Annotated in this window: 19 protein-coding genes and 1 tRNA gene; 11 read left to right on the forward strand and 9 right to left on the reverse strand. The window is 46.1% G+C overall.

What is annotated here, in order from left to right:
- Positions 1-23 precede the first annotated feature (23 nt).
- From ACE1OE_RS21320 to ACE1OE_RS21330, 3 genes are all read right to left on the reverse strand, one after another.
- Positions 24-1,355, reverse strand: a complete 1,332-nt coding sequence (locus ACE1OE_RS21320) for an anti-phage deoxyguanosine triphosphatase (protein ID WP_449212210.1) — start codon at positions 1,353-1,355, stop codon at positions 24-26.
- Positions 1,356-1,420: 65 nt separating this feature from the next.
- Positions 1,421-2,020 (reverse strand): 5'-deoxynucleotidase, encoded by a 600-nt coding sequence (yfbR, locus tag ACE1OE_RS21325; RefSeq protein ID WP_102470989.1) that lies wholly within the window; start codon positions 2,018-2,020, stop codon positions 1,421-1,423.
- Between the two features lie 82 nt (positions 2,021-2,102).
- Positions 2,103-3,317, reverse strand: a complete 1,215-nt coding sequence (locus ACE1OE_RS21330; protein WP_102470988.1) for a pyridoxal phosphate-dependent aminotransferase — start codon at positions 3,315-3,317, stop codon at positions 2,103-2,105.
- Between the two features lie 246 nt (positions 3,318-3,563).
- On the opposite strand from ACE1OE_RS21330, the gene ACE1OE_RS21335 reads away from it, so the two are divergent.
- The 8 genes from ACE1OE_RS21335 (at position 3,564) to ACE1OE_RS21370 (ending at position 12,760) form a co-directional block, all read left to right on the forward strand.
- Entirely contained in the window at positions 3,564-4,871 is a 1,308-nt protein-coding gene (locus ACE1OE_RS21335; RefSeq protein WP_102470987.1) for an isochorismate synthase, read from the forward strand.
- Positions 4,871-6,622: a 2-succinyl-5-enolpyruvyl-6-hydroxy-3-cyclohexene-1-carboxylic-acid synthase gene (gene menD, locus ACE1OE_RS21340; protein WP_449212219.1), complete on the forward strand. Its 1,752-nt coding sequence runs from the start codon at positions 4,871-4,873 to the stop codon at positions 6,620-6,622. Before ACE1OE_RS21335 ends, menD begins: the two co-directional genes overlap by 1 nt.
- 4 nt (positions 6,623-6,626) lie before the next feature.
- Positions 6,627-7,577 (forward strand): alpha/beta fold hydrolase, encoded by a 951-nt coding sequence (locus ACE1OE_RS21345; RefSeq protein WP_449212220.1) that lies wholly within the window; start codon positions 6,627-6,629, stop codon positions 7,575-7,577.
- Positions 7,578-7,602: 25 nt separating this feature from the next.
- The gene (menB, locus tag ACE1OE_RS21350; protein ID WP_102470984.1) at positions 7,603-8,469 is read left to right on the forward strand and encodes a 1,4-dihydroxy-2-naphthoyl-CoA synthase; all 867 of its coding nucleotides are present in this window, start codon (positions 7,603-7,605) and stop codon (positions 8,467-8,469) included.
- 199 nt (positions 8,470-8,668) lie between these two features.
- Entirely contained in the window at positions 8,669-9,655 is a 987-nt protein-coding gene (gene menC / locus ACE1OE_RS21355) for an o-succinylbenzoate synthase (protein WP_449212211.1), read from the forward strand.
- Positions 9,656-9,795: 140 nt separating this feature from the next.
- A complete protein-coding gene (gene menE, locus ACE1OE_RS21360; RefSeq protein ID WP_449212212.1) occupies positions 9,796-11,316 on the forward strand; it encodes an o-succinylbenzoate--CoA ligase in 1,521 nt (506 codons plus the stop codon).
- A gap of 71 nt (positions 11,317-11,387) precedes the next feature.
- Positions 11,388-11,558, forward strand: coding sequence for a hypothetical protein (locus tag ACE1OE_RS21365; protein WP_449212213.1), 171 nt, complete (start codon positions 11,388-11,390; stop codon positions 11,556-11,558).
- A 398-nt stretch (positions 11,559-11,956) separates the two neighbouring features.
- The gene (locus ACE1OE_RS21370) at positions 11,957-12,760 is read left to right on the forward strand and encodes a MetQ/NlpA family ABC transporter substrate-binding protein (protein WP_102470981.1); all 804 of its coding nucleotides are present in this window, start codon (positions 11,957-11,959) and stop codon (positions 12,758-12,760) included.
- A 125-nt stretch (positions 12,761-12,885) separates the two neighbouring features.
- On the opposite strand, the gene ACE1OE_RS21375 is transcribed toward ACE1OE_RS21370, so the two are convergent.
- The 5 genes from ACE1OE_RS21375 to ACE1OE_RS21395 all read right to left on the reverse strand — a co-directional run bounded on the left by ACE1OE_RS21375 (position 12,886) and on the right by ACE1OE_RS21395 (position 18,676).
- Positions 12,886-14,040 (reverse strand): amidohydrolase, encoded by a 1,155-nt coding sequence (locus ACE1OE_RS21375; protein ID WP_449212214.1) that lies wholly within the window; start codon positions 14,038-14,040, stop codon positions 12,886-12,888.
- 252 nt (positions 14,041-14,292) lie between these two features.
- The gene (locus ACE1OE_RS21380; protein ID WP_449212215.1) at positions 14,293-14,979 is read right to left on the reverse strand and encodes a hypothetical protein; all 687 of its coding nucleotides are present in this window, start codon (positions 14,977-14,979) and stop codon (positions 14,293-14,295) included.
- A 164-nt stretch (positions 14,980-15,143) separates the two neighbouring features.
- Complete coding sequence (locus tag ACE1OE_RS21385) at positions 15,144-16,076, reverse strand: YeiH family protein (protein WP_449212216.1); 933 nt, start codon at positions 16,074-16,076, stop codon at positions 15,144-15,146.
- A gap of 117 nt (positions 16,077-16,193) precedes the next feature.
- Positions 16,194-18,068, reverse strand: a complete 1,875-nt coding sequence (locus ACE1OE_RS21390; RefSeq protein ID WP_372060005.1) for an MFS transporter — start codon at positions 18,066-18,068, stop codon at positions 16,194-16,196.
- 17 nt (positions 18,069-18,085) lie between these two features.
- On the reverse strand, positions 18,086-18,676 hold the full coding sequence (locus ACE1OE_RS21395) for a TetR/AcrR family transcriptional regulator (protein ID WP_102470976.1): 591 nt from the start codon (positions 18,674-18,676) through the stop codon (positions 18,086-18,088).
- A gap of 262 nt (positions 18,677-18,938) precedes the next feature.
- On the opposite strand from ACE1OE_RS21395, the gene ACE1OE_RS21400 reads away from it, so the two are divergent.
- The 3 genes from ACE1OE_RS21400 (at position 18,939) to ACE1OE_RS21410 (ending at position 21,764) form a co-directional block, all read left to right on the forward strand.
- Positions 18,939-19,835, forward strand: a complete 897-nt coding sequence (locus ACE1OE_RS21400) for a Tim44 domain-containing protein (protein ID WP_102470975.1) — start codon at positions 18,939-18,941, stop codon at positions 19,833-19,835.
- A 153-nt stretch (positions 19,836-19,988) separates the two neighbouring features.
- The gene (locus tag ACE1OE_RS21405) at positions 19,989-21,161 is read left to right on the forward strand and encodes a BamA/TamA family outer membrane protein (RefSeq protein WP_449212217.1); all 1,173 of its coding nucleotides are present in this window, start codon (positions 19,989-19,991) and stop codon (positions 21,159-21,161) included.
- 84 nt (positions 21,162-21,245) lie between these two features.
- Positions 21,246-21,764, forward strand: a complete 519-nt coding sequence (locus tag ACE1OE_RS21410; RefSeq protein ID WP_449212218.1) for a GNAT family N-acetyltransferase — start codon at positions 21,246-21,248, stop codon at positions 21,762-21,764.
- 176 nt (positions 21,765-21,940) lie between these two features.
- Here the strand turns inward: ACE1OE_RS21410 and ACE1OE_RS21415 are convergent.
- Positions 21,941-22,025, reverse strand: a tRNA-Tyr gene (locus ACE1OE_RS21415).
- Positions 22,026-22,027 lie beyond the last annotated feature (2 nt).

The following is a 22,027-nucleotide window of genomic DNA, read 5'->3' on the forward strand; positions in this document are numbered from 1 at the left end:
GGGCCTTAATGACAGGCTGTGTATTACAAGTGTGAATGCGCGGCAAATAACTGCTGGTGCATTCTTTGCGCGTACCCGTCCGTCATTGCTGAAATATAATCGGCGATCACTCGCATTCCTTGATCCTGATAGCCGCTGGCTTGCAACCAGACCGCTTTAGTTGATTCAGGTAATAGCCGTTCTGGATCGGCACTGAATGCCTCGAAGAGATCCATAATAATCTGCTGACCCTTATATTCAAAAATCTGCACTCGAGGCACCTGTATCACGTATTCGCTCACAAACTGTTTTAGGATATCGAGCACATGCGCCATTTCTGGCTCTAGGTGGGCATTAAAATTGAGTAAAGGACTATCGAATGTGCAGTGGTGGTGCGCCGATACGGAAATGCTGGTCAGTAAGGCATTAACGATACCGCCAATGGCATCTTTTCTTTGGTAGTGCTTGCCTGAAAATAGTAAGTCAGTAATGTCGTTGAAATGTTTGTTGAACCACACGTTGCTCTGTGACTGCAGCTTACTTTCCATGCCGTTTCGCCAGATTTCTTTTGTGATTAGTTCCAACACGATCGCGTCTTCTAAATCATGCACGCCATAAGCAATGTCATCGGCGAGTTCCATAATCGAGCAATCTAACGACTTAAATTTGGTTTTGTTGTGTTGATAGGCCTCCGTTTTTGCCAGGCGCATCTGTTGAAGATTTTGTCGATCGGCCTGACTTAATGGTTGCGTAACCCAATCGAATTGTGTCTTGTCTTGATCGTAGATACCTTTGGCTGGGGACCAGTTTTTTGCTTTTAATTGACGTTGGTGTTGAACCGGTTCTGGCAGGGTGCGTGCGCAGGTTTGGCTGAGACATGCGGGGTATTTGAGCAAACCGAGTAATGTTCGCCGAGTGAGATTCATCCCATGGTGTTCAGTGTAAGGTTCAAGTTGAGTCACAATACGAAATGTTTGCGCATTGCCCTCGAAACCACCATAGTCCCGCATCATATAATTGAGGGCGACTTCGCCGCCGTGGCCGTATGGTGGATGGCCAATATCATGCGCGAGGCACAAGGTTTCAATCAACGCATCACTTGGTAACAGCCTTGTATACTCAGGCTGCTTTTGGCGTAGGTGTGACACAATGCCTGAACCAATTTGAGCGGCTTCGAGCGAATGCGTAAGTCGAGTTCTGTGGAAGTCATTCCCCCCGGTGCCATGGACTTGGGTTTTTGCTTGCAGGCGTCTAAACGCAGCGGAATGAAGTACCCGCGCGCGATCCCGCTGGTAGGGATCTCGGTGATCATTGCGTCGAAGTTTATGTTCATCGCTATGTCTTGATTGCCAAACAACGGGTTGCTCTAGATCCATTGTATTACCACACTCTCTAAACTGATGGATGTGTCATTCATATAAAACGCTGTCGTTCAAATCGGTTAGCTAATCTCATCGAGTGACAATTCAAAACTTGGTGCAAAGGTATTTAAAAAATACGTCATTTCGTCAGTTTTGATCGACTCTAACGTTTGATCGAGTCGTTTCTTGGCCAGAGCAAACTCGTGGTTGCCCGCACTGAGTTCTTCGAGGCACTTTAAATAAGCACAAAGTGAATCCGCTTGCTTAACAATTTTGGTGTCTTCTTCGTAAGCACAATTCGATATAACAAAAGGTTTAAAATCTTCTTGGAATTCTTCTGGTAGCATTGATAGGAGCTTCTGCTCAGCGGCGGCTTCAATTTTTTTGTATTCTTTGGCGATATCAGGGTTGTAGTATTTAACCGGCGTCGGAAGGTCGCCCGTTAACACTTCACTTGTATCATGGTACATCGCTAAGATAGCAATCCGTTCAGGATTCGTTTCTCCGCCAAATTTTTTGTTTTTGATAATGGCTAAGGCATGAGCGACAAAAGCGACCTGAAGGCTATGCTCTGAGATGTTTTCACTCGACACTGAGCGCATGAGTGGCCAGCGTTGGATTAGCTTCATTCTAGCAAGGTGGGCGAAAAAGTGACTTTCTTTGTGACTGCGGTCATCCATGCAATGTACTCCTTAAAAAAATGCCGCACCTCACGGCGCGGCATTCAATAAGAATAGGCTTATTAATAATAATATGAAAGAGTTACTGGCTATAAGTTGTCAGGAACTTCTCAAATCGACCGATTGCGAGCTCAAGGTCTTCGACATGAGGTAGCGTCACTATTCTGAAGTGATCAGGCTTCGGCCAGTTGAATCCCGTCCCTTGTACAAGCAGTACTTTTTCTTGCTTGAGGAAATCGAGCACCATACGTTGATCATCTTTGATGTTGTACATCTTGGTATCAATCTTAGGAAACAGGTACATCGCCCCTTTAGGCTTCACACAAGAAATACCAGGTATCTGTGTGATAAGTTCGTAAGCTTTGTCACGTTGCTCTAGTAAGCGTCCCCCAGGTAATATGAGCTCATTGATACTCTGATATCCACCCAAGGCCGTTTGTATGGCGTGTTGCATGGGCACGTTGGCACATAATCGCATCGACGCCAACATTTCTAAGCCGGCGATATAGCCGACGGCATGCTCCTTTGGCCCTGTTAAGAACATCCAGCCGCCACGAAAACCACATACGCGATAGGACTTGGATAAACCATTGAAGGTGAGGACCAGTACATCCTCAGCGAGTGTTGCGACAGGGATGTGAGTGGCGCCGTCATAGAGCACTTTATCGTAGATTTCGTCAGCAAAAATAATCAGCTTGTGTTGACGTGCAATCTCAATGACCTCGAGTAAAAAATCACGACTGTAAACCGCGCCGGTTGGGTTGTTCGGGTTGATTAGAACAATGCCGCGAGTCTTCGGGGTGATTTTTCTCTTAATGTCATCAAGGTCAGGGTACCAGTCCGACTCCTCATCACATAGGTAGTGAACGGGGTTGCCGCCAGAGAGAGAGACCGCTGCTGTCCATAGTGGATAGTCAGGAGCGGGAACTAACATTTCATCTCCGTTGTTTAACAGAGCTTGCATCGCCATTACAATAAGCTCAGAGACACCATTACCGATATACACGTCTTCGACGTCTAGGCTATGGATGCCTCTTTTTTGGTAATGTTGAACCACAGCCTTGCGAGCGGAGTATATACCTTTGGAATCACAATAACCTTGCGATGTTGGTAAGTTTCTTATTACATCGACTAAGATTTCATCGGGGGCGTCAAAACCAAAAGGGGCGGGGTTTCCTATATTAAGCTTCAGGATTTTATGCCCCTCTTCCTCCATGCGTTTAGCATGTTTGAGTACTGGTCCTCGAATGTCGTAGCAGACATTATCGAGTTTTGACGACATCTCGATATTTTTCATTGTTATGTTCCTAAAAATCCGATAATTTCTTTACCAAATTACACCAGATTGGATTTTTATAGAATAAAAATCTAAGAAAAGTGACAAATAAAGTGTTGATATGAATCCGGTTGTCTCGTACTACGGCACAAGACCAACAAATTAAAGTGATGATGCTTGATCTATCCTGTAGGTATAAATACAGTAGCTTCTGTATCTATAGTTAACCTATATAATTAATATAAAATAAATCGTTTTGAGGTTGATTTGTCTCATTTAAAACAAGCTATTGTCCAGCTTCTTGAAAAATTGAAGAATGTACCATCAGGGATCAAGCGTCTCGAACAACCGCTGGGTGGCAATCCCAAGACACCAACGATCGATTGGTTAGATGCCCAACCTCATTATCCTAAGTTCTATTGGCAGTCTCGTGATACTCGCGAGGAAGTGGTGGCACTGGGGCAGTTGCACACCTTTTCTGAGCCTGCACCGGCTTATGCGATCCTAGGTCGAGATCAAAGAGTCTGGGGCGGCCGTTCTTTTGACGGGCATACTGAAAAAAACCGTCGCTGCATGTCTGCGTTTTTCTTTTTGCCGCAAATAGAGTTGATTCGCTTTGATACAGGCTGGCGTCTTGCCGTTAACATCGGAATGGCAAAAGAAACGTCAATACTCGCGCTACAACGATTGATTGCGACACCACAAGAATTGGCACCACTAGCCTCTTCCGTTATGGCGGTGACACACACACCGAATGAATCTCAGTGGCGCGATTTGGTCGATGACGTCTTACAAGGTATTGAAGACGACAAATTCAAGAAAGTTGTGCTGGCAAGAAAGACCTCAATTGATCTTCAAACACCAATATCACCCGCTCAGCTTCTTAAAGCCAGTTATCTAAAAAACCATCATAGTTTCCATTTTCTAATGGCATTGTCACCGTCACATAGCTTTGTCGGTTCAACGCCTGAGCGCCTATATCGACGCCGCGGACAAGAGCTTGAGACGGAAGCACTAGCGGGCACGATAGGTCGTGGTGGCAATGCATCACTTGATATGAAACTCTCTAACTGGTTGACTCAAGATGCAAAAAATATCAATGAAAACCAGTATGTGGTGGATGACATCCTGCAGAGCTTAGCCCCGCATTCTCGTTCCGTGGAAGTAGAGGAAGAGCTTCGGCTGGTTCGTTTGAGAAAAGTTCAGCATTTAAAACGTAATATCCATGCGCGCTTGGATTCGGGAATCAATGGCGTACAACTATTACAGGCGTTGCAGCCCACGGCTGCCGTTGCAGGCTTACCTCGTCAAGCGGCGATGCAATATATTGAGCAGCACGAGCCGTTTGCTCGAGGCTGGTACGCGGGTTCAGTTGGCTACCTTAGCCACGAAAGTGCAGAGTTTTGTGTAGCAATTCGTAGTGCGTTACTGGTTAACGACCAAATGCAACTTTTTGCGGGCGCGGGAATTGTTCCCGGCTCGGTGGCTGAGCATGAGTGGCAAGAGCTGGATAAAAAGATGTCGACGCTACTGAGCCTTATTTCAGAGCATCCGCCCCTTGGCGTAGCATCATGATGAATCATCAGGCAGCGCTTAACCGGTTGTGGACTCAAGTGATGTTGGAGGAGCTGTATCGAAAAGGGGTGCGTCACCTTTGTATCGCTCCAGGGTCTCGCTCCACGCCGTTGACATTAGAAGCCGTCGCTCATGGAGGGTTTACACTTCATCACCATTTTGACGAGCGTGGTTTAGGGTTTCTGGCGTTAGGGATAGCCAAGGCGACACAACATGCCGTTGCGGTGGTTGTGACCTCTGGTACCGCCGTTGCGAATCTATTGCCTGCCGTGGCTGAATCGATGTTAACCAAAGAACGGTTGATCCTACTGACATCCGATAGGCCGCTTGAGCTCCTTGAATGTGGCGCAAATCAAGCCATTGTGCAAACCGGAATTTTTTCCAATCATGTGTCTAAGGCCGTCGCTTTGCCTTCACCAAGTACGGAAGTGTCATTGAATTGGTTATTGACCACCATTGATCACGCGATGGAATATCAGCACCAACATGGTGGCAGCCTTCACATTAATTGCCCATTTCCAGAACCGCTTTATGGTGGGGAAGACAAATCAATCTTTGAGGATTACTGTCGCTCGATCCAAAGCTGGTGGCAAGGTAACAAGGCGTATGTGGCCTATGGGTCGTCGCCTATCCACGACCATTTGGCTACAATGCCTTCGCTCGATCTTGTGAGTAAAAAAGGCGTAATTATTGTTGGTAATGTCGATCTTCGAACAGCCAATAAAGCGAAAGCTTTCGCGAAGCAACTAGGGTGGCCGATTTTATTTGACCCACAATCTGGTCAAAGTAGCGACTGGCAACATTATGATCTTTGGTTGCAAAACATGGATGCGAAACAGCGGCTTTCTGAGTGCGAGGTTGTGTTGCAAGTTGGCGCTCGATTTGTCTCCAAACGCCTCAATCAATGGCTGGCGAAGCAAGTCAATGCGGGTACCCAGTGCATCTTATTGACGGAGTACTGCGATCGTCTAAACCCAGATCACCTGCCGATCATGCACCTTAATGTTGACGTTAAATCGTGGTTAGACGCCGCTATTCTCACCTTTACGACCTCAAATTTCTATGGCTGGGCTAGAGACCTTAAGCCCTATGCTCAAGCGATGAGTATGAGGTTATCACCATGTGACACGCTGTCTGAGTTTGACGTGGCGCGAAGCGTTCAGGCATTGCCCGAAGGGACACGGGTGTTCTTAGGCAACAGCCTTATTGTGCGCTTGGTGGATATGGTGTCATCCATGCAAGGACTCGAAACGTTTAGTAATAGAGGTGCGTCGGGTATTGATGGCTTGGTAGCGACCGCAAGTGGTATCACGCGAGTAGATGACTCTTCTTTAGTACTCTATCTTGGCGACACCTCGTTACTTTATGACCTAAACTCATTAGCGTTGTTGACGAATGAGACTCAGCCCAATGTTATCGTTGTCACCAACAATGATGGCGGCGCTATTTTTGATTTGCTCCCGGTTCCCGCCGAGCAAAAGAGTGCGTGTTATCAAATGCCCCATGGTTATCAATTCAAACATGCGGCAGCACAGTTTAACCTGGCTTATAGTCACCCTAAATCGAAAAGCGAACTTGAGTCTACGTTAACCTCTCATTTAGCTAATGGCTCAGGAACCTTGTTAATTGAAGTCATCACCCCGAGTGATGAAGTGGGCCACATTATCCGTGAACTCTCTCAGCAAGCCATGAGTCATAATGTGCCAGAAGGTGTAAGTCGACCTTCTGCAAGTAAAATGACGCCACCATAACGTGATGACATCAAAAGATGCACCCCAGAATAATACTCAATTAAATGGCGAGTTCTTGGCGGCAAATAACCCACAAGGTGAACGCCCACTGTTGGTCTTCGTGCATGGTTTTCTTGGCTCAACTGACGACTGGTCGTCTGTGGTGGCGGAGTTTACCGACTACCCGCGGCTACTGCTGGATCTGCCCGGACATGGTAAGAGTGTTCACGTACCGTGTGCTGGTTTTGACGAGGCTTGCGCTGCGATTGATACCACGATTCAAGAGACACTGCTGGCACAACGATTCAGTGACACATATCCGATTTGTCTGGTTGGCTATTCACTTGGTGCTCGGTTGTTGATGTATTTTTTGACTGAATACCAGCACAGAAAAACTGGGGCAGACAATCGAGCCCTCATTGCTCATCAGATAGCCAATAGTTCGGTAACCGACAGTGTGATAACTAACAGTGCGATAACTAACGGTGTGCTAACAAATAACCCGATAATAGGCCTGGTGATTGAGGGGGGGAACTTCGGTATCGCCGATCTGAGCCAGCGAAAAATACGCTTACAAGCCGATCAGGTCTGGGCTTCACGATTTAAAAATGAAAATATCGTAGACGTTTTAGTCGACTGGTATCAGCAACCTGTCTTTTCTTCATTAAATCATGAGCAAAGACAACTTTTGATTGCAAAGCGAAGTGTTAACCTAGGTGGAAAGCTCAGTGAAATGATGGACGCGACATCATTAGGACGCCAGCCCTACTTATTGGATAGCGTGCAACAGCTTCATTTCTCATCAGGCCGCCAAGCTCTGTTCATCAGTGGCGAGCAGGATAAAAAATTTACCGCGCTGGCTCAGTCGAGCGATATTGAGCATTGTATCATTGAGCAAGCAGGGCATAACGTTCACAAAGAGCACCCCAAGGCGTTTGCTGCGGCTCTGCTCGAGTATCTAAATACACCGTATTAAACGGTGGCTAACATTGGAACATACCATGGCAAAAACAGTTGGATTAACCGAAGAAGAACTCTATGCACCCGTAAACTGGGCAGACGTTACCTGTGATTTTGAAGACATTCAGTATCATAAATCGGAAGACGGTATCGCTAAAATCACCATTGCGCGACCGCAAGTACATAACGCATTTACCCCTCGTACAGTGCAAGAAATGATTCGTGCATTAGCGGATGCTCGTTACGACGAAAATGTCGGCGTGATCATCTTGACCGGGCTCGGAGAGAAAGCATTTTGTTCTGGTGGCGACCAATCGATTCGTGGCGACTACGGCGGTTATCAAGATGACACCGGTACACATCATCTAAACGTGCTCGATTTCCAACGTCAAATACGCACCTGTCCTAAGCCTGTTATTGCAGCGGTTGCGGGTTGGGCTGTGGGTGGAGGCCATGTGCTTCATATGATGTGTGACTTGACCATTGCGGCAGACAATGCCCAGTTTGGCCAGACGGGACCTAAAGTAGGCTCGTTCGATGGCGGATGGGGTGCTTCTTACATGGCTCGTATCGTAGGCCAGAAAAAAGCGCGTGAGATTTGGTTCTTATGCCGTTTCTATGATGCGCAAGAAGCGGTAGAAATGGGGCTGGTGAACACCGTAGTACCTGTCGCTGATCTTGAAAAAGAATCCATCCGCTGGTCTCGTGAAGTGTTGCAACATAGCCCAATGGCGCTGCGTTGTTTGAAAGCGGCATTGAACGCGGATTGTGATGGCCAAGCTGGCCTGCAAGAGCTTGCTGGAAACGCGACGATGATGTTCTATATGACGGAAGAAGGTCAAGAAGGACGCAATGCCTTTAACGAGAAACGCCGTCCTGACTTCAACAAGTTTCCACGTAACCCTTAAGCCATCATAGAGCTTGATCTGTTTTCACGTTGGATTGACTGCCTCGCTAAGGCTTCCTTAGTTAATCAGAGCATGTAACGTGACGAACCTCCCTCAGACCCTATATCCATAGAGCCTGAGGGAGTAGTGATGCGAGCTCTCGATGTCGCTGTTACTCGAACCTCAACGCGTTCTTTCAAACTAACATGGGATGCCTACCATGAAACAAGCAAAACTTATTCGCTACAGCCTACCAATGGACAGTGGGGTGATCTTGCGAGACAACAAACTGACGACTCGAGAGGGTTGGATTGTTGAGCTGAAGGAACATGACAAGCGTGCATTAGGTGAAATAGCGCCGCTGCCGGGCTTTAGCCATGAGTCGATTGAAGAGGCGGGCGGTCAAGCCCAGGCATGCTTAGAGGCATGGGTCAATAACCAAGCCTTGGACCTCGAAGGCTGCTTTCCCTCGGTTGCATTTGGTATGTCCGCCGCATTGATGGAGTTATCAACGCGATTACCTGAAAAAGGAAACCATCAAGCTGCGCCTCTGTGTTCGGGGGATCCTGATGAGTTGTTGCCTGTGCTTAATACTATGTCTGGGCGTAAAGTAGCAAAAATTAAGGTGGGGATGTACGAGGCGATTCGCGATGGCATGATTGTCAGCTTGTTTTTAGAGTCGATTCCAGACTTAACGCTGAGGCTGGATGCCAACAGAGCGTGGAGCTTGGATAAAGCGAAAAAGTTTGCTTCTTATATCTCCCCAGCATTGCGCGCTCGCATTGCCTTTATTGAAGAGCCGTGTCGCGATGCCGATAGTAGTGTTTCATTCGCGGCTGAAACGGGTATTGCTATTGCGTGGGATGAAACCTTGCAAGACGCCGCACGGCAGGCGGACTTTACCGTGCCATCGTTGAAAAGTGCGAAAGCAATCGTGATCAAACCGACGCTTGTTGGCAGTTTGGATAAATGCATCCGGATTATTGAAGAGGCGCACAATCAAGATATACAAGTGGTCATCAGTTCAAGCCTAGAAAGCAGTGTTGGCCTGAATCAGCTTGCTCGTTTTTCTCAGTGGCAGCTATCTAATGAAACCCCAGGGTTGGATACAATGCAGTTATTCGCTGCCCAATTGGAGACAGCATGGCCTGGTTGTGAACTACCGGTATCGATGCTCAGTGAGCAGTCACTGTATTGGCAGTCATAGCGTTTATGTTTAGATCATAATGCTAATGCTAATGCTAATGCTAATGCTAATGCGATAGTGCTTACATTTGGGCGAATTTGGTCGATAGTGGCAGTACGAGTGATAAGAAAGAGCGGCAAGCGAAAATGAAAGAGTCGACAATGAACAATGCTACGGGTCTGAACGCTTGGGTGCGACAAACACCGAATGAAACCGCGTTATTGACCCCTGATGGTGAGTACAGTTGGCAACAAGTCCAGCGGGTCGTTTCCCAATACCAGTTAGCACTTGTGAAGGCTGGCGTAGAAAAAAACACCGTGGTTTGTCTTATCGGACGCGCTGAACCAGCATTGTTGTTTGCTTATCTTGCTTGCCTTGCCCAAGGGTGTTTGCCTGCGTTGGTGGCCAGGCAGCCAGTAACGGGCATGAACGCCAAATTGACGACGCTTTATTCTAAATCCGAACGTGCTTACCTATGGTGGTGCAGCGATACGGCACGTGAATGGTCTGCGTCTAGTTTTGACCGTGACGTAACGTTTATCAACACGCAACCAATCGAGGGGGGTTGTGAGCATAGTGAGCACGAGCAAGCTGTTAATGACGATGCTATTCACGGCAATGTTATGCACGGCAATACTATTCACGATTATGCGATTCACAACAATGCGATTTACGAACTATCTCCCCATCAAATCGCTTCAATCATCTTTACCTCAGGTTCAACCGGCAAACCGAAAGCGGTGGTGCACACCATCGAGCAACACCTTGCCTCAGCGACGGGTCTTCTCGAGCGCTTTGCTTTTTCACCCAGTGATCGCTGGTTGCTGAGCCTGCCGATGTTTCATGTTTCTGGGTTAGCCATCGTGTGGCGTTGGTTGTCGACGGGAGCTCAACTTAAGGTTGGAGGCGGTCAGTTTTGTGAAGATATTTCAGATGTAAGCCACGCCTCATTGGTGGTCACTCAATTAAAACGGATTATCGATCAACGACTGCCGAATCAACTCAAACGTGTGTTGTTGGGCGGAAGCCATATTTCTAATGATCTGATTCAGAGTGCCCGTGAATTGGGTATTGATATGTGGATGGGCTACGGGATGACCGAGACGGCATCAACGGTGACGGCAAAGCAGGCGAATGAAGATGCATCATCCGGGATTCCGTTACCCCACCGTGAGGTAAAGCTAATTGATGGGCATATATGGGTTAAAGGCTCGGTACTGTCATCGGGTTACTACCAGCAAGGGAATATTCTGCCTTTAGCCTTGGTCGATTGCTGGTTTGATACGAAGGATCTTGGTCGGTGGAGCGCAGCTCAAGAGCTCCAAGTCATTGGAAGAGCAGATAATTTATTTATATCGGGTGGCGAAAATATTCACTGCGAAGAAATAGAAGCCGTGTTAAACGCGCGCCCTGAGGTTGTGCAATCAATTGTCGTTCCAGTGCGTAGTGATGACTATGGCGCACGCCCGGTGGCGGTTGTGCAACGAGTGAATGATCAGGTGAAATTAAAAAACGATCAATTAGATATAGACCTTACTACGACATCACTTGCAAAATTTAAGCACCCTGTTGCGTACTATGATATGCCAGAATCTCTGTTGTCTTCGGGTATTAAGGTATCACGAGCACAAGTTAAATCGTGGCTTTCTAGCACGCAATCCAATTATGTGGTTATTTCATAGTCCAAAACGGAATTTTCTCTTCGCTCAATGCTCACCATAATGTCTCTAGGACAATAACGTGAGTAAATGGAATGAACATAATTCTTGGGATAGCAATTGCGCTGCAAATTGCATTGGCACTGACAACGGATGGGCTTCCTCGAGCGGTGGCCGAGTTAACGGCTTTTATCCTCACCGTTGTCCTTTGTGTCAGTGTTAAACGGCGCTCGCGAATCTTTTCCAAGTCGTCGACACAGAACTAGTGTTATCAGACACGTTATTGCTTCGTAATTACCTATTTAATTGATGCTGACAGGTCGTTTCGACCTCCCTTCTGCGGCGCTATACCAAGTTCTATTTATCGCTCGATGGTCTTAACACCGATGAGTTTGACAATAATCTGGTTTATTTAAGCACATGAGTTATTCAGCTGACTGCTGATGACTCTGTTTCCTGTTTCCTCGCTTTCTTATGTATGCTCCAGCTCCGGTCTATGGGTTTAATGTCAGATCTTAGCTTTTAGTCAATGATCGATGTTGTTGGATGAAAAATGCTAACTAATTCATTCTATGAATAAAAATTTGGTTGCATCAAGGTATCTCATAGTAGTATAAAGACATTTAGACGGCTATACGGCTGTTATTTATTATTGGAGAGTACAATGAAAGGATTCAAGAAGATTGGTCAATGGGCGTTCATAGTGTCAATTCTTACGGGGTTAACGGCTTGTGGGCAATCAGATGATTCCGAAATTAAGGTGGGAGCGACAGTCGGGCCCCACGCTCAAGTCGTGGAAGCCGTAGCACGAGAAGCTGCAAAACAAGGCTTAAACGTGAAAGTGGTCGAATTCTCCGATTACATCACACCTAATGCGGCATTAGAAGATGGCAGTATTGATATCAATAGTTACCAGCATCAACCATTTTTAACGAATTATAATACCAGTCACGATGCACACCTAGTTTCAATTGGCGACTCTATTTTAATGCGTATGGGGGTCTATTCGAATAAATATAAGTCACTTGAAGCACTACCTGATGGTGCAAGGATTGCTATCCCTAACGATCCAACAAACGGTGGTCGCGGGCTATTATTGTTTGCGGATAGTGGACTGATTACCCTCAAAGAAGGCGTTGGTTTTCAGGCTGGGTTGAATGATATTGTGAGTAACCCAAAGAAGTTTAAGTTTATTGAGGTTGATGCTGCACAGCTGCCTCGTACATTAGATGACGTTGATGCGTCAGCCATTACGATGAACTATGTGATGTCGGCAGGCTTAGACCCAAAGAAACAAGGTATTTACTTAGAATCTAAACAAGCGCCGTTAGCCGTTATGGTGATTGCTGCACGTGAGCAAGACAAAGACAATGCAGCGTATAAACAATTTGTTGAGATATATCAGTCACAAGCTATTAGAGATTTCATGCAAGAGACATTTAAAGGCACAATTGAGCCTGCATTTTAGTTTTTTGTCGTGCTGTCGTATGAGGCTTAACCATGGCAACTCTGACAGAGCATGAGTGGTTAGCCTCGGATTATATTCGCGTGAACCGGGTTGGAGCTAGCGCTCACCTCTCGATATAAACAAGGTCAATCCTGACCGTGGATCTGCCCGATTATCGATACGTACATTGAACAGGCGGTTTCTAAGATCTCATCCGGAAAATCATAATCAGGATTGTGTAATTCTGGGTGAGATACGCCACTTCCAATGCCAAACAGCGCACCTTGGTAACGCAATAGAAACTCAGCAAAATCCTCTGACCAACGCATTGGTGTCTCAAGTTCCGTGACCGCTAGGTTAAGCTTAGTGGCATGTTGCCTGATCAAATCTACATGATGGCTTGAATTAACCGCGGCGTTAAACGGCTCGTGCCAAGAGTAATTAATGTCGAGTGTAGTGTTCTGCTCGATGCGCTGCAACGTACGCTGTACTCGTTTCTGCATGTCGAGAAAAGTGGCGTTACAGTCACTGCGTAATGTTGCCATTATCTTTGCCGATCCAGCAGCGACACCAAACGCTCGCTCTCCAAGTTCGGCGTTGACGATGGTGACAAGGCTGAATTCTTCTGGATAGCTATCTGGTAGGGTTTGCAGGTACTGTAAGATTTCTATCATGGCATTGAGCGGACTTACCCCGTTTTCAGGGTAGGCGGCATGGGATGTTTTTCCTTCCAGATCAATGCTAAGTCCGATTGAGGCACATGAAAAAGTCCCTTTTTTGACCACGACTTCATGCAAAGGTTGACCCGGTAAATTGTGATACGCAAAGGCGTTGTCAACATTCAGCCCCTTTAGCGCTGGGTGGTTTAACATCGAGGCCGCGCCAGTGCCTATTTCTTCCGCTGGTTGAAATACCAGGATAACCGTCCCGCGTTTTGGTGGCGATTGGCTTAACTGGTGAGCAACCATGATCAATGACGTGGTATGCCCATCATGCCCACAAGCATGCATGACGCCGGGATAGATTGATGCGTGGTCAACCGGGTTTTTCTCGTTGACCGGAATAGCATCAAAATCTGCTCGTAAAAGCGTGCTTTCTCCGGGCTCACTTCCAGTAATTACACAAAGTACCCCGTAACCCCCTACACCTACGACAGGATTTAAGCCGAATAGCGTAAGTTGCTGGGCGATAGCATCGGCCGTTTGGACTTCGTGGCAAGAAAGTTCAGGGTACTTGTGAAGCTGCTTTCGGAATGTGTTTGCGTGGAAAGCTGCATGGAAGGGACCGATTGACTGCGCCATTATTCACTCCTCGAATATAGAACCGCACATCTGCGAGCTCTAATAGGCATCATACACCTATCGTTCGCTGTCGATAAGTGGTTCAAATAGCGTTCAAGTTAATCGATTATTAACGATGGATACTGGACCTTGTTTATTCGCAAGCAAACATGGGGTTCGCTGATTATTAGTCGTTGAGTGCGTTGCGCGGACAGATATGAAAAAGCCCTCTAATTAAGATAATCAAAGGGCTTTGTCGTTTCAATGAAATGATTATTTTGCTGTCAGTGAGTATTCATCGACGCGAACTTCAGTTTGCTTACCAATGTCACCGTTCATATCGATCTTAGATGGGTCAGTAATGGCCATTTTCGTATAAATTACGGCAGTAGTTTGACTACCAGTATTGAATTCAACTGACGCCTGACGGAACGATTTTTTAACTGCGCCTTTAGGGCTATCACCTAGGTCATTAACGTGGATCGTTTTTTCACCAAGGATTTTGCCATCAGTCCCTTTGGCGCCAGCGATTAATTCGCTTACTGAATCTGCGCCTTTTTTATCATTATAATAGAATGATAAAATATAGTCCGTATTCGCTTTTAATCCACTGACCTCTTGACTCAAGCCCGGCTGAGAAGAAAAATCGTCAGAGGCACTGACAAATCGAATTCGTGCAGAACCTTCGTCATCAAACGCCGTATCTTTTGAACTGCCTACGTCGCCTTTCCCATTTTTTTTGTCAGCGTCTTTTCGCCAAAAATCGCTTTTACCACTGTTACTTCTGAACTGAGTAAGTTGAGGATCAGAAATGAGATCGTTCGCACCGGAAGTCATGACAACGGTAGTGGCGACAGGTGCTGCCATCGTTGTTTCAGAAGCCGCAGGGGTGTTGTCATCTGTTGATGCACAGCCAGCCAGCAAACTTGCGATGGCTAAGCCTAGAAATACCTTTTTCATTACATTCGTCCTCACGTATTGGTCAAATTATCATTATATTGTCACTTTAGATCATACAATCCTATTGTATGATCTAAAGTGATTGCTTAGACATATTTGCCACGAATATCCGCGCGAACCATCGTTGAAATGTTAATTTGTGAGCTGGGTTGTATTACAAATCGTTAGACTATTCCACTCATCAGCCAACCCAGAGAAATGGTTGATATCAACAACCACAGCGTGACGCCAAACATCATAGGGCGACTGCCTGCCTTCTTGAGCTTGTCGACTGAGATGCTACAACCAATCAAAAACAAACAAACAACGAGTAGCTGCTTCGAGATGGAAAAAATACTGTGATAGACAAACTCAAACTGCGGTAAGTAATCACTCACTACAATCGCGGCACAGTAGAAAACGATAAAATAGGGGATCGTGATTTTGTTTTGTTTGTTGCTAAAGATAGCGGCACTGATTAACGCAACTGGCACAATCCATAATGCTCGAGCCAGCTTTAGTGTGGTGGCTGTTGTGAGCGCTTCCTCACCGTAGGCTGAAGCCGCACCGACAACGGACGATGTATCATGTATGGCAATAGCGGCCCATGTACCAAAGGTATGCTGATCAAGTTGCAGCGCGTGGCCGATGACGGGAAACACAAACAATGCGACAGAATTGAGAACAAAAACGGTGGCTAACGCGATACCGATTTTTTCATCATCGGCATTGATAGCTGGCGCTACCGCCGCAATGGCGCTGCCACCGCAAATCGCGGTGCCAGAGGCAATCAAATAGCCAGTTTGCTTGTCGACTCCCATTCGTTTTGCAAGAAACCAACCGATAATCAATGTGCCAAATATAGTGGCAATGATGATCCCAATCCCGTTGCTGGTGGCGGCGATCGCTTGGTCTAAATGAATACCAAACCCTAGCCCGACGATAGAATAGGCGAGGAGTTTTTTAGTGAATTTGGCCAGTGGCAATGACTGAGGGACTAAGCTGAATGTGGTCAACAAAAAACCCAATATCAACGCAATAGGTGATGATATCCAAGGCGTGAGACAAGCAAGAAGTGCAATAAAAAATAGTGGCGAAGTACGAAGCAGGGTCAGCATGGGTAACCGTAAATTAATATGATGGCGAAAAAGGCATTCGCCATCATATCCTTAAATTTTGACAGGAAAAATCTAAAATTAATGAACTTACGTTCAATAAAATTGAACAAAAATCACTTAGCGATATTCGCCTCTCAAGTTGCAAACCTTGTCAAACATTACCTGACTGCTAGCCATCTTAGGTTCCACTGGCTCGCCAGCTTCCACTTCTAGCTGTGCTCTAAAGCGACTAGGTACGCCTTTGCAAGCTCGTCCTTTATGGCGACTGAAGTAACTGCCCCAAAGGCCCTTCAGTGCCATAGGAATAACCGGGGCTGATGAACGCTTCAGAATAAGGTTAACGCCGCGCATGAATTCGTTCATCTCACCATCGGAGGTGAGACGACCCTCAGGGAAGATACAAACCACTTCACCTTGCTGTAATGCTTGCTCTATTTCACCAAAAGCTCTGCGGATTGAACCTTGCTTAGTCGCTGAAATTGGAATGACTTTCAACCCCTTGAAAAAACCACGCGCAGGTTTGAAATTCGCGTACTCTTCTTCCATAACAAAGCGCATCGGGCGAGGGCAGGCCGCGGTGACGACGACGGCATCCATATAGCTGACGTGATTACACACAACTAAAGCGCCTCCTTCTTTGGGAATATGGTGAAGGTTTTTTAATGAGACGCGATACATCACGGCAGTGAGCATTCGTACCAAGAAGCAGACGACGAGGATGGGTGCTTGTCGAAATAGGTGGACCGTCATCATGAAGTTTAATAGTGCGAGCACGACAAATAACTGGACGATCGTCAGGTCTAGCACGGTTAATGTCACAATGCCAAGAACAGCACTGCCTACCATGAAGAGTGAGTTATAAATATTGAGTGCAGCAATCACGCGGGCACGTTCGGTTTCTTTCGCTTGTTGCTGCATTAAGGCATAAAGCGGCACAATAAATAAGCCACCGGAAATGCCGAGTAACAATAAAAAGCCAAACACTGGCCATAGCGCTGAGTACGAGATAAAGGCACCAAAACTCTCAAATTGCGGTAGATTGCTTGGCACAGAAAGCGCCATTAACACACCAAAAATAGTAATACCTAAACTACCAACCGGCACGATACCAATATCGATTCGATTTTTTGATAATCGGTCACAGAGCATGGAGCCCAACGCAATACCAACAGAAAAGAGCGCGAGTAAGAAAGAAACGGCGGCTTCATTGCCCATTAAATGGATTTTAGTGAAGTTAGGAAACTGCGTTAAATACGTCGCCCCTAAGAACCAGAACCAACTAATCGCGACGATGCATTGAAACACCACACGATCTTGATGCGCGATTTTAAGCGTTTCTTTGGTGTGTTTGATAGGCTGCCAGCGAAATTTAATATTAGGTGCGCTGGCTGGGGCTTTCGGGATTTGTCGACTCGATAGATAACCAGCGATGGCAAATACAATAACGCTCACTGCCGCAATATAATGAGAATGTTCTGCTGAGGCAATGAGGCCCGCGCCAATGGTACCCACCAAAATGGCAATAAATGTACCGGTCTCAACCAGTGCATTACCAGACAATAGCTCTTCTGGTTTTAATTGCTGTGGCAGCAACGCGTATTTGACGGGACCAAAAAGAGAGGACTGAGTGCCCATTAAAAATAGCAAGAACAGCAAGATCCCGTAGCTCTCAGTAACGAAGCCAATAGCGCCTAAACACATAATGGCAATTTCTAGCAGCTTAACTTTTTGAATAAATGCGGATTTTTCGTATTTATCCGCTAATACGCCAGCGGAGGCTGAGAATAAGAAAAAAGGCAGAATGAATAGGCCGGCCGCCAAATTAATAAATAGATTGCTCGATATAGGTAAGACTTGAGGCCCAGCGAATGCGACAAACAGCAACAGAACATTCTTAAAAATGTTGTCGTTAAATGCACCAAAAAATTGAGTAATAAAATAAGGTAGAAAGCGTCTTTGTGTTAACAGAGAGCTTGATTTCGAATGTGGCATTGCCGTTCCTTGTGGTGTTACCAGCTTTGTAGGTATTTCGAGATGAGGTCTCGAATCAACTCATTGCCATCGATAGGCTCTGCAGAGAAAAATTTGTCATCGACACTCAATAAAGTAATGCCGTGCACCCCTGCCCATAAAACTCGGCTGGCTTGCAGTACTTCAGAGTGTGATTTATCCGGTCGGTGGACGGATAGTAGGCCTTCAAGCATGCCAGTCATGCCATCGATTCGCTGTGATTGCCACTGAGGGAGCCTAGCGCCATTCATATTATGTTCAAAGATTAGCTGCCAGCGATAAGGTGAGCGTTTGGCAAAATCATGGTAACAAGCGGCGAGTGCGTAAAGGGCATCTTCTGGCCCTTGAGCGCCTTCTACGACCTGTTTTGCTTCTAGGGATAAATCGTCCAGAGTTTCTGCAACAGCGCGAAGTAGCAATACATTGTAGCTACCAAACACATTGACCAACGTACTTGGCACATAGCCAATTAGTGTTGCGATTTTACGCAAACTAAGCGTGTGATGTGAATTTTCGCTGAGGTAGTCCTTAACCGTGCTAAGCGTTAGCTGGATAAGCTCTTCTCTTGTATGATCGTTTCTACGGGCCATGATTGTGGTAGGTCAATTGAACACAGTTCACTATTTTAGAGTGGCACAGTATCAGCGTCAACTGATGAGACCTAAGATACGACGATATAGGGTAATAAGGCGAAGAATGCTGACAATGATTGCAACAAACGAGCAATATCCTGAAACAAGTCAGTTGATATGAAGCTTTCCTTTAGTGCTAAGCTCAGTATATGATTCACTAACCATCGTATTCCCTACCGTAGAGTCTACGATTTTACGTAACAATAAAAAAAGGCACAGAATGAAACGTTTATTCTCTTTCATCGCGTTACTCGTACTTGCGGTAACGGTGAATCCTGTCGCGGAAGCTAAAAAATTCGGTGGCGGTAAATCGTTTGGTAAAAGCTTTAAGACGGCGCCTGCGCCAAGACAACAACAGCAAAATACCAACACGGTAAGACAAGATCAAAACAAAGCTGGCAGCAAAAAAGGCTTGATGGGTGGTCTGATGGGCGGTTTACTTGCCGGTGGACTACTCGCAGCATTCTTTGGTGGTGCTTTTGAAGGTATCCAGTTTATGGATATCTTAATTATGGGCCTAATTGCCTTCGTCATCTTTAGACTCATGAGAGGTGTGCTTGGCGCAAAGCAGGGTAGTATGAACCAGCAGGGGCAGCAGCCTGCATTTGGTGGAAACAACACACGCAACCCGTTTGAAAAGCCACAGCAACAACAGCAACAACAGAATTTCCAGAGCTTTGAGCAACCTCAAGGCGCAGCAACCGGCGGCGGTTTTGGCGCAGCGGGTCATAGTGATGTTCCACACAACTACCCACCAGGGTTTGATTCCGTCGCATTTTTGAATGGTGCTCGCGAGCATTATCGTATCCTTCAAGGCGCATGGAATCACAATGAGCTACATACGATTGAAGAGTACGTCTCTGCTAGTTTGCTGCAAGATTTGATATCTGAGCGTGCAAAATTGGAAGGTGAGCAACACACCGATGTGATGTATGTCGATGTTGAAGTGGTTCGTGCTGATCATGATGCGAGTAAGGCACAGTTGAGCCTACAATTCTCAGGTCGTTACCGCGATACAGCTGATGGCGTAGAAGAAGATATCGAAGATATCTGGCACTTAGAGCGCGATCTGACTCAGCCGAATGCACCATGGTTAATTGTTGGCATTCAAGGCTAATGGTTGGTATTCAAGACTAACCTTGTCATGCCCTATCAAAAACCGCAGCCTTTGAGTTGCGGTTTTTTTACAATTTAATTCAATAATGTCACAACCCCATATAAGTTTTATTCTATAATCCGGCCACTCATTTTTTCGGTATATGAATACTCAATGCGACTTACATCTTTTAGTCTTTCACTTATGCTCTCCGTTTCACTTCTCTCGGCTACCTCAATACATGCGAAAGAACCTGTGGTACCCCTATTTGAAACGACGTCAAACGCCACAACCGATGCGCTGGATGACGTACTGAGTGTGTTTGGTGCTGAGCAAGACTACGAGGCTGACAAAGGCGTAAATTCGAGCTATATCCCTGCGGTTTTCTATACGCCGGAACAAGGCTTGGGATTGGGAATGCTGTACGTCGGGTTATACGGTGAGCTTGATGAAGGCGCTGGACAACCTTCTTCGATGGTGATTAATCCATACGCATCAAGTAATGGCTCATTGGGCATCACTCTTAGCAATAAACATTTTTATAATTCGGGCAGCAACCGTGTATTTACCGATATAAAAGTGTTTGATGATGCGGCTGTTTATTATGGTCAAGGTTATGAGAATGGTCAGCAAGACGACAATAAGGTTGATTTTAAAGAGCGTGTCGTTGATATCAAGCCCACGTGGTTAACTCGTGTAAAAGGGGATTATTTCCTTGGTCTAGGCGGTAATATCAAATCGGTAAGCCCACATGAAAAAGAGTTTGAGAATCAGGCCAACGATTATTTGGCTGCGGAGCTCACCGACAACACGAGCTACGGCGTTTTTATCTCCAACGTGTACGACACCCGTGATAATGTAACTAACGCGTCGAGAGGGACGTTACTGCAAGCAGATATCGGTTACTACCAAGACGCAACGAACTCAGAAAGCTTTGGTAAGTACTCATTAAAAGCCTCACAATATTATGCGCTCGCACCAATGCCTGGTTTACTTGCATGGCAGGTGCAGGCAAACCTAACTTCTGGAGAAGTGCCTTGGAATCAACTTCCAGATTTAGGGGGAGCAGATGCGATGCGCGGTTATATTTTAGGGCGTTATCGAGATAACCAAATGATGATGGGGCAGGTTGAATATCGCTTGCCCGTTTATTGGCGAGTCGGTGTTGTCTTTTGGGGCGCGGCGGGTACCGTATCCGATGATGTCTCTGGACTGTGGGACAACACACTAGCCAGCGCAGGCACGGGCTTTCGGCTAAAAATCAAAGACACAGTGAATGTGCGCGCGGATATTGGCTATGGTGAACATGGTGGAACCTTCTACTTCCACGTGAACGAAGTCTTCTAGGCTTTACCGATATTTTCTTGATTACTTGCGTCGACTAAATCCACAATTATCTATATTGATCAGAACGTTATTTGGAGGTCCTTTATGGAAAGCGTGCAGATTGCGTTAATTCATATTGATGATTGCGCCTCATTACTAGCGTTTGAAACTGAAAATCAAACCTGGTTTGAACAACATGTTCCTCCTCGTGATGAGGCGTTCTATTCAATCAAAGGGGTCCGTGAGCAGGTTCAGGAGTTCTTGCTTTATCATCGAGCTGGCCTGATGTACCCGATGTTAATAAAAACAGCGAATGGTGAGATTTGCGGGCGAATAAATGTCAATGTGAAAGAGTGCACGCCGACGGTTGCAGAAATCGGCTATCGGATCGGGTACTGCTATATTAAGCAAGGCATTGCGTTTACCGCATTAAAAAAGTTGTTGACGTTGTTGGTTGAAAATAGCTCAATCATTGAGGTGAGAGCGCATGCGGCCACCTTGAATATAGGCTCAAGAAAAGTCTTGGAACGAAATGGTTTTCACCCGACCAAAAAAATAAGCGCCTACGCTCATATTAACCATGTGGATATTGATGTCATTGAATACCGAAAAATACTGCGGTAATTAACACGACAAATAAAAAATTGTTATTGGATGGAAGCGTTGCTGTTCTGGTAAAGAATGAAGCCGCTAATGTGTGCGATGGTTAATGTGAGCCATGGTTGATGGAATGCACAATGGGCCATGATTAATATTCAGACGAAAAAAAACCGACTCAATGAGTCGGTTTTTTTTCTATATGGTGGAGGGAGATGGATTCGAACCATCGAAGGCAGAGCCGTCAGATTTACAGTCTGATCCCTTTGGCCACTCGGGAACCCCTCCAG

It is taken from the genome of Vibrio sp. E150_011 (genome assembly GCF_053544015.1).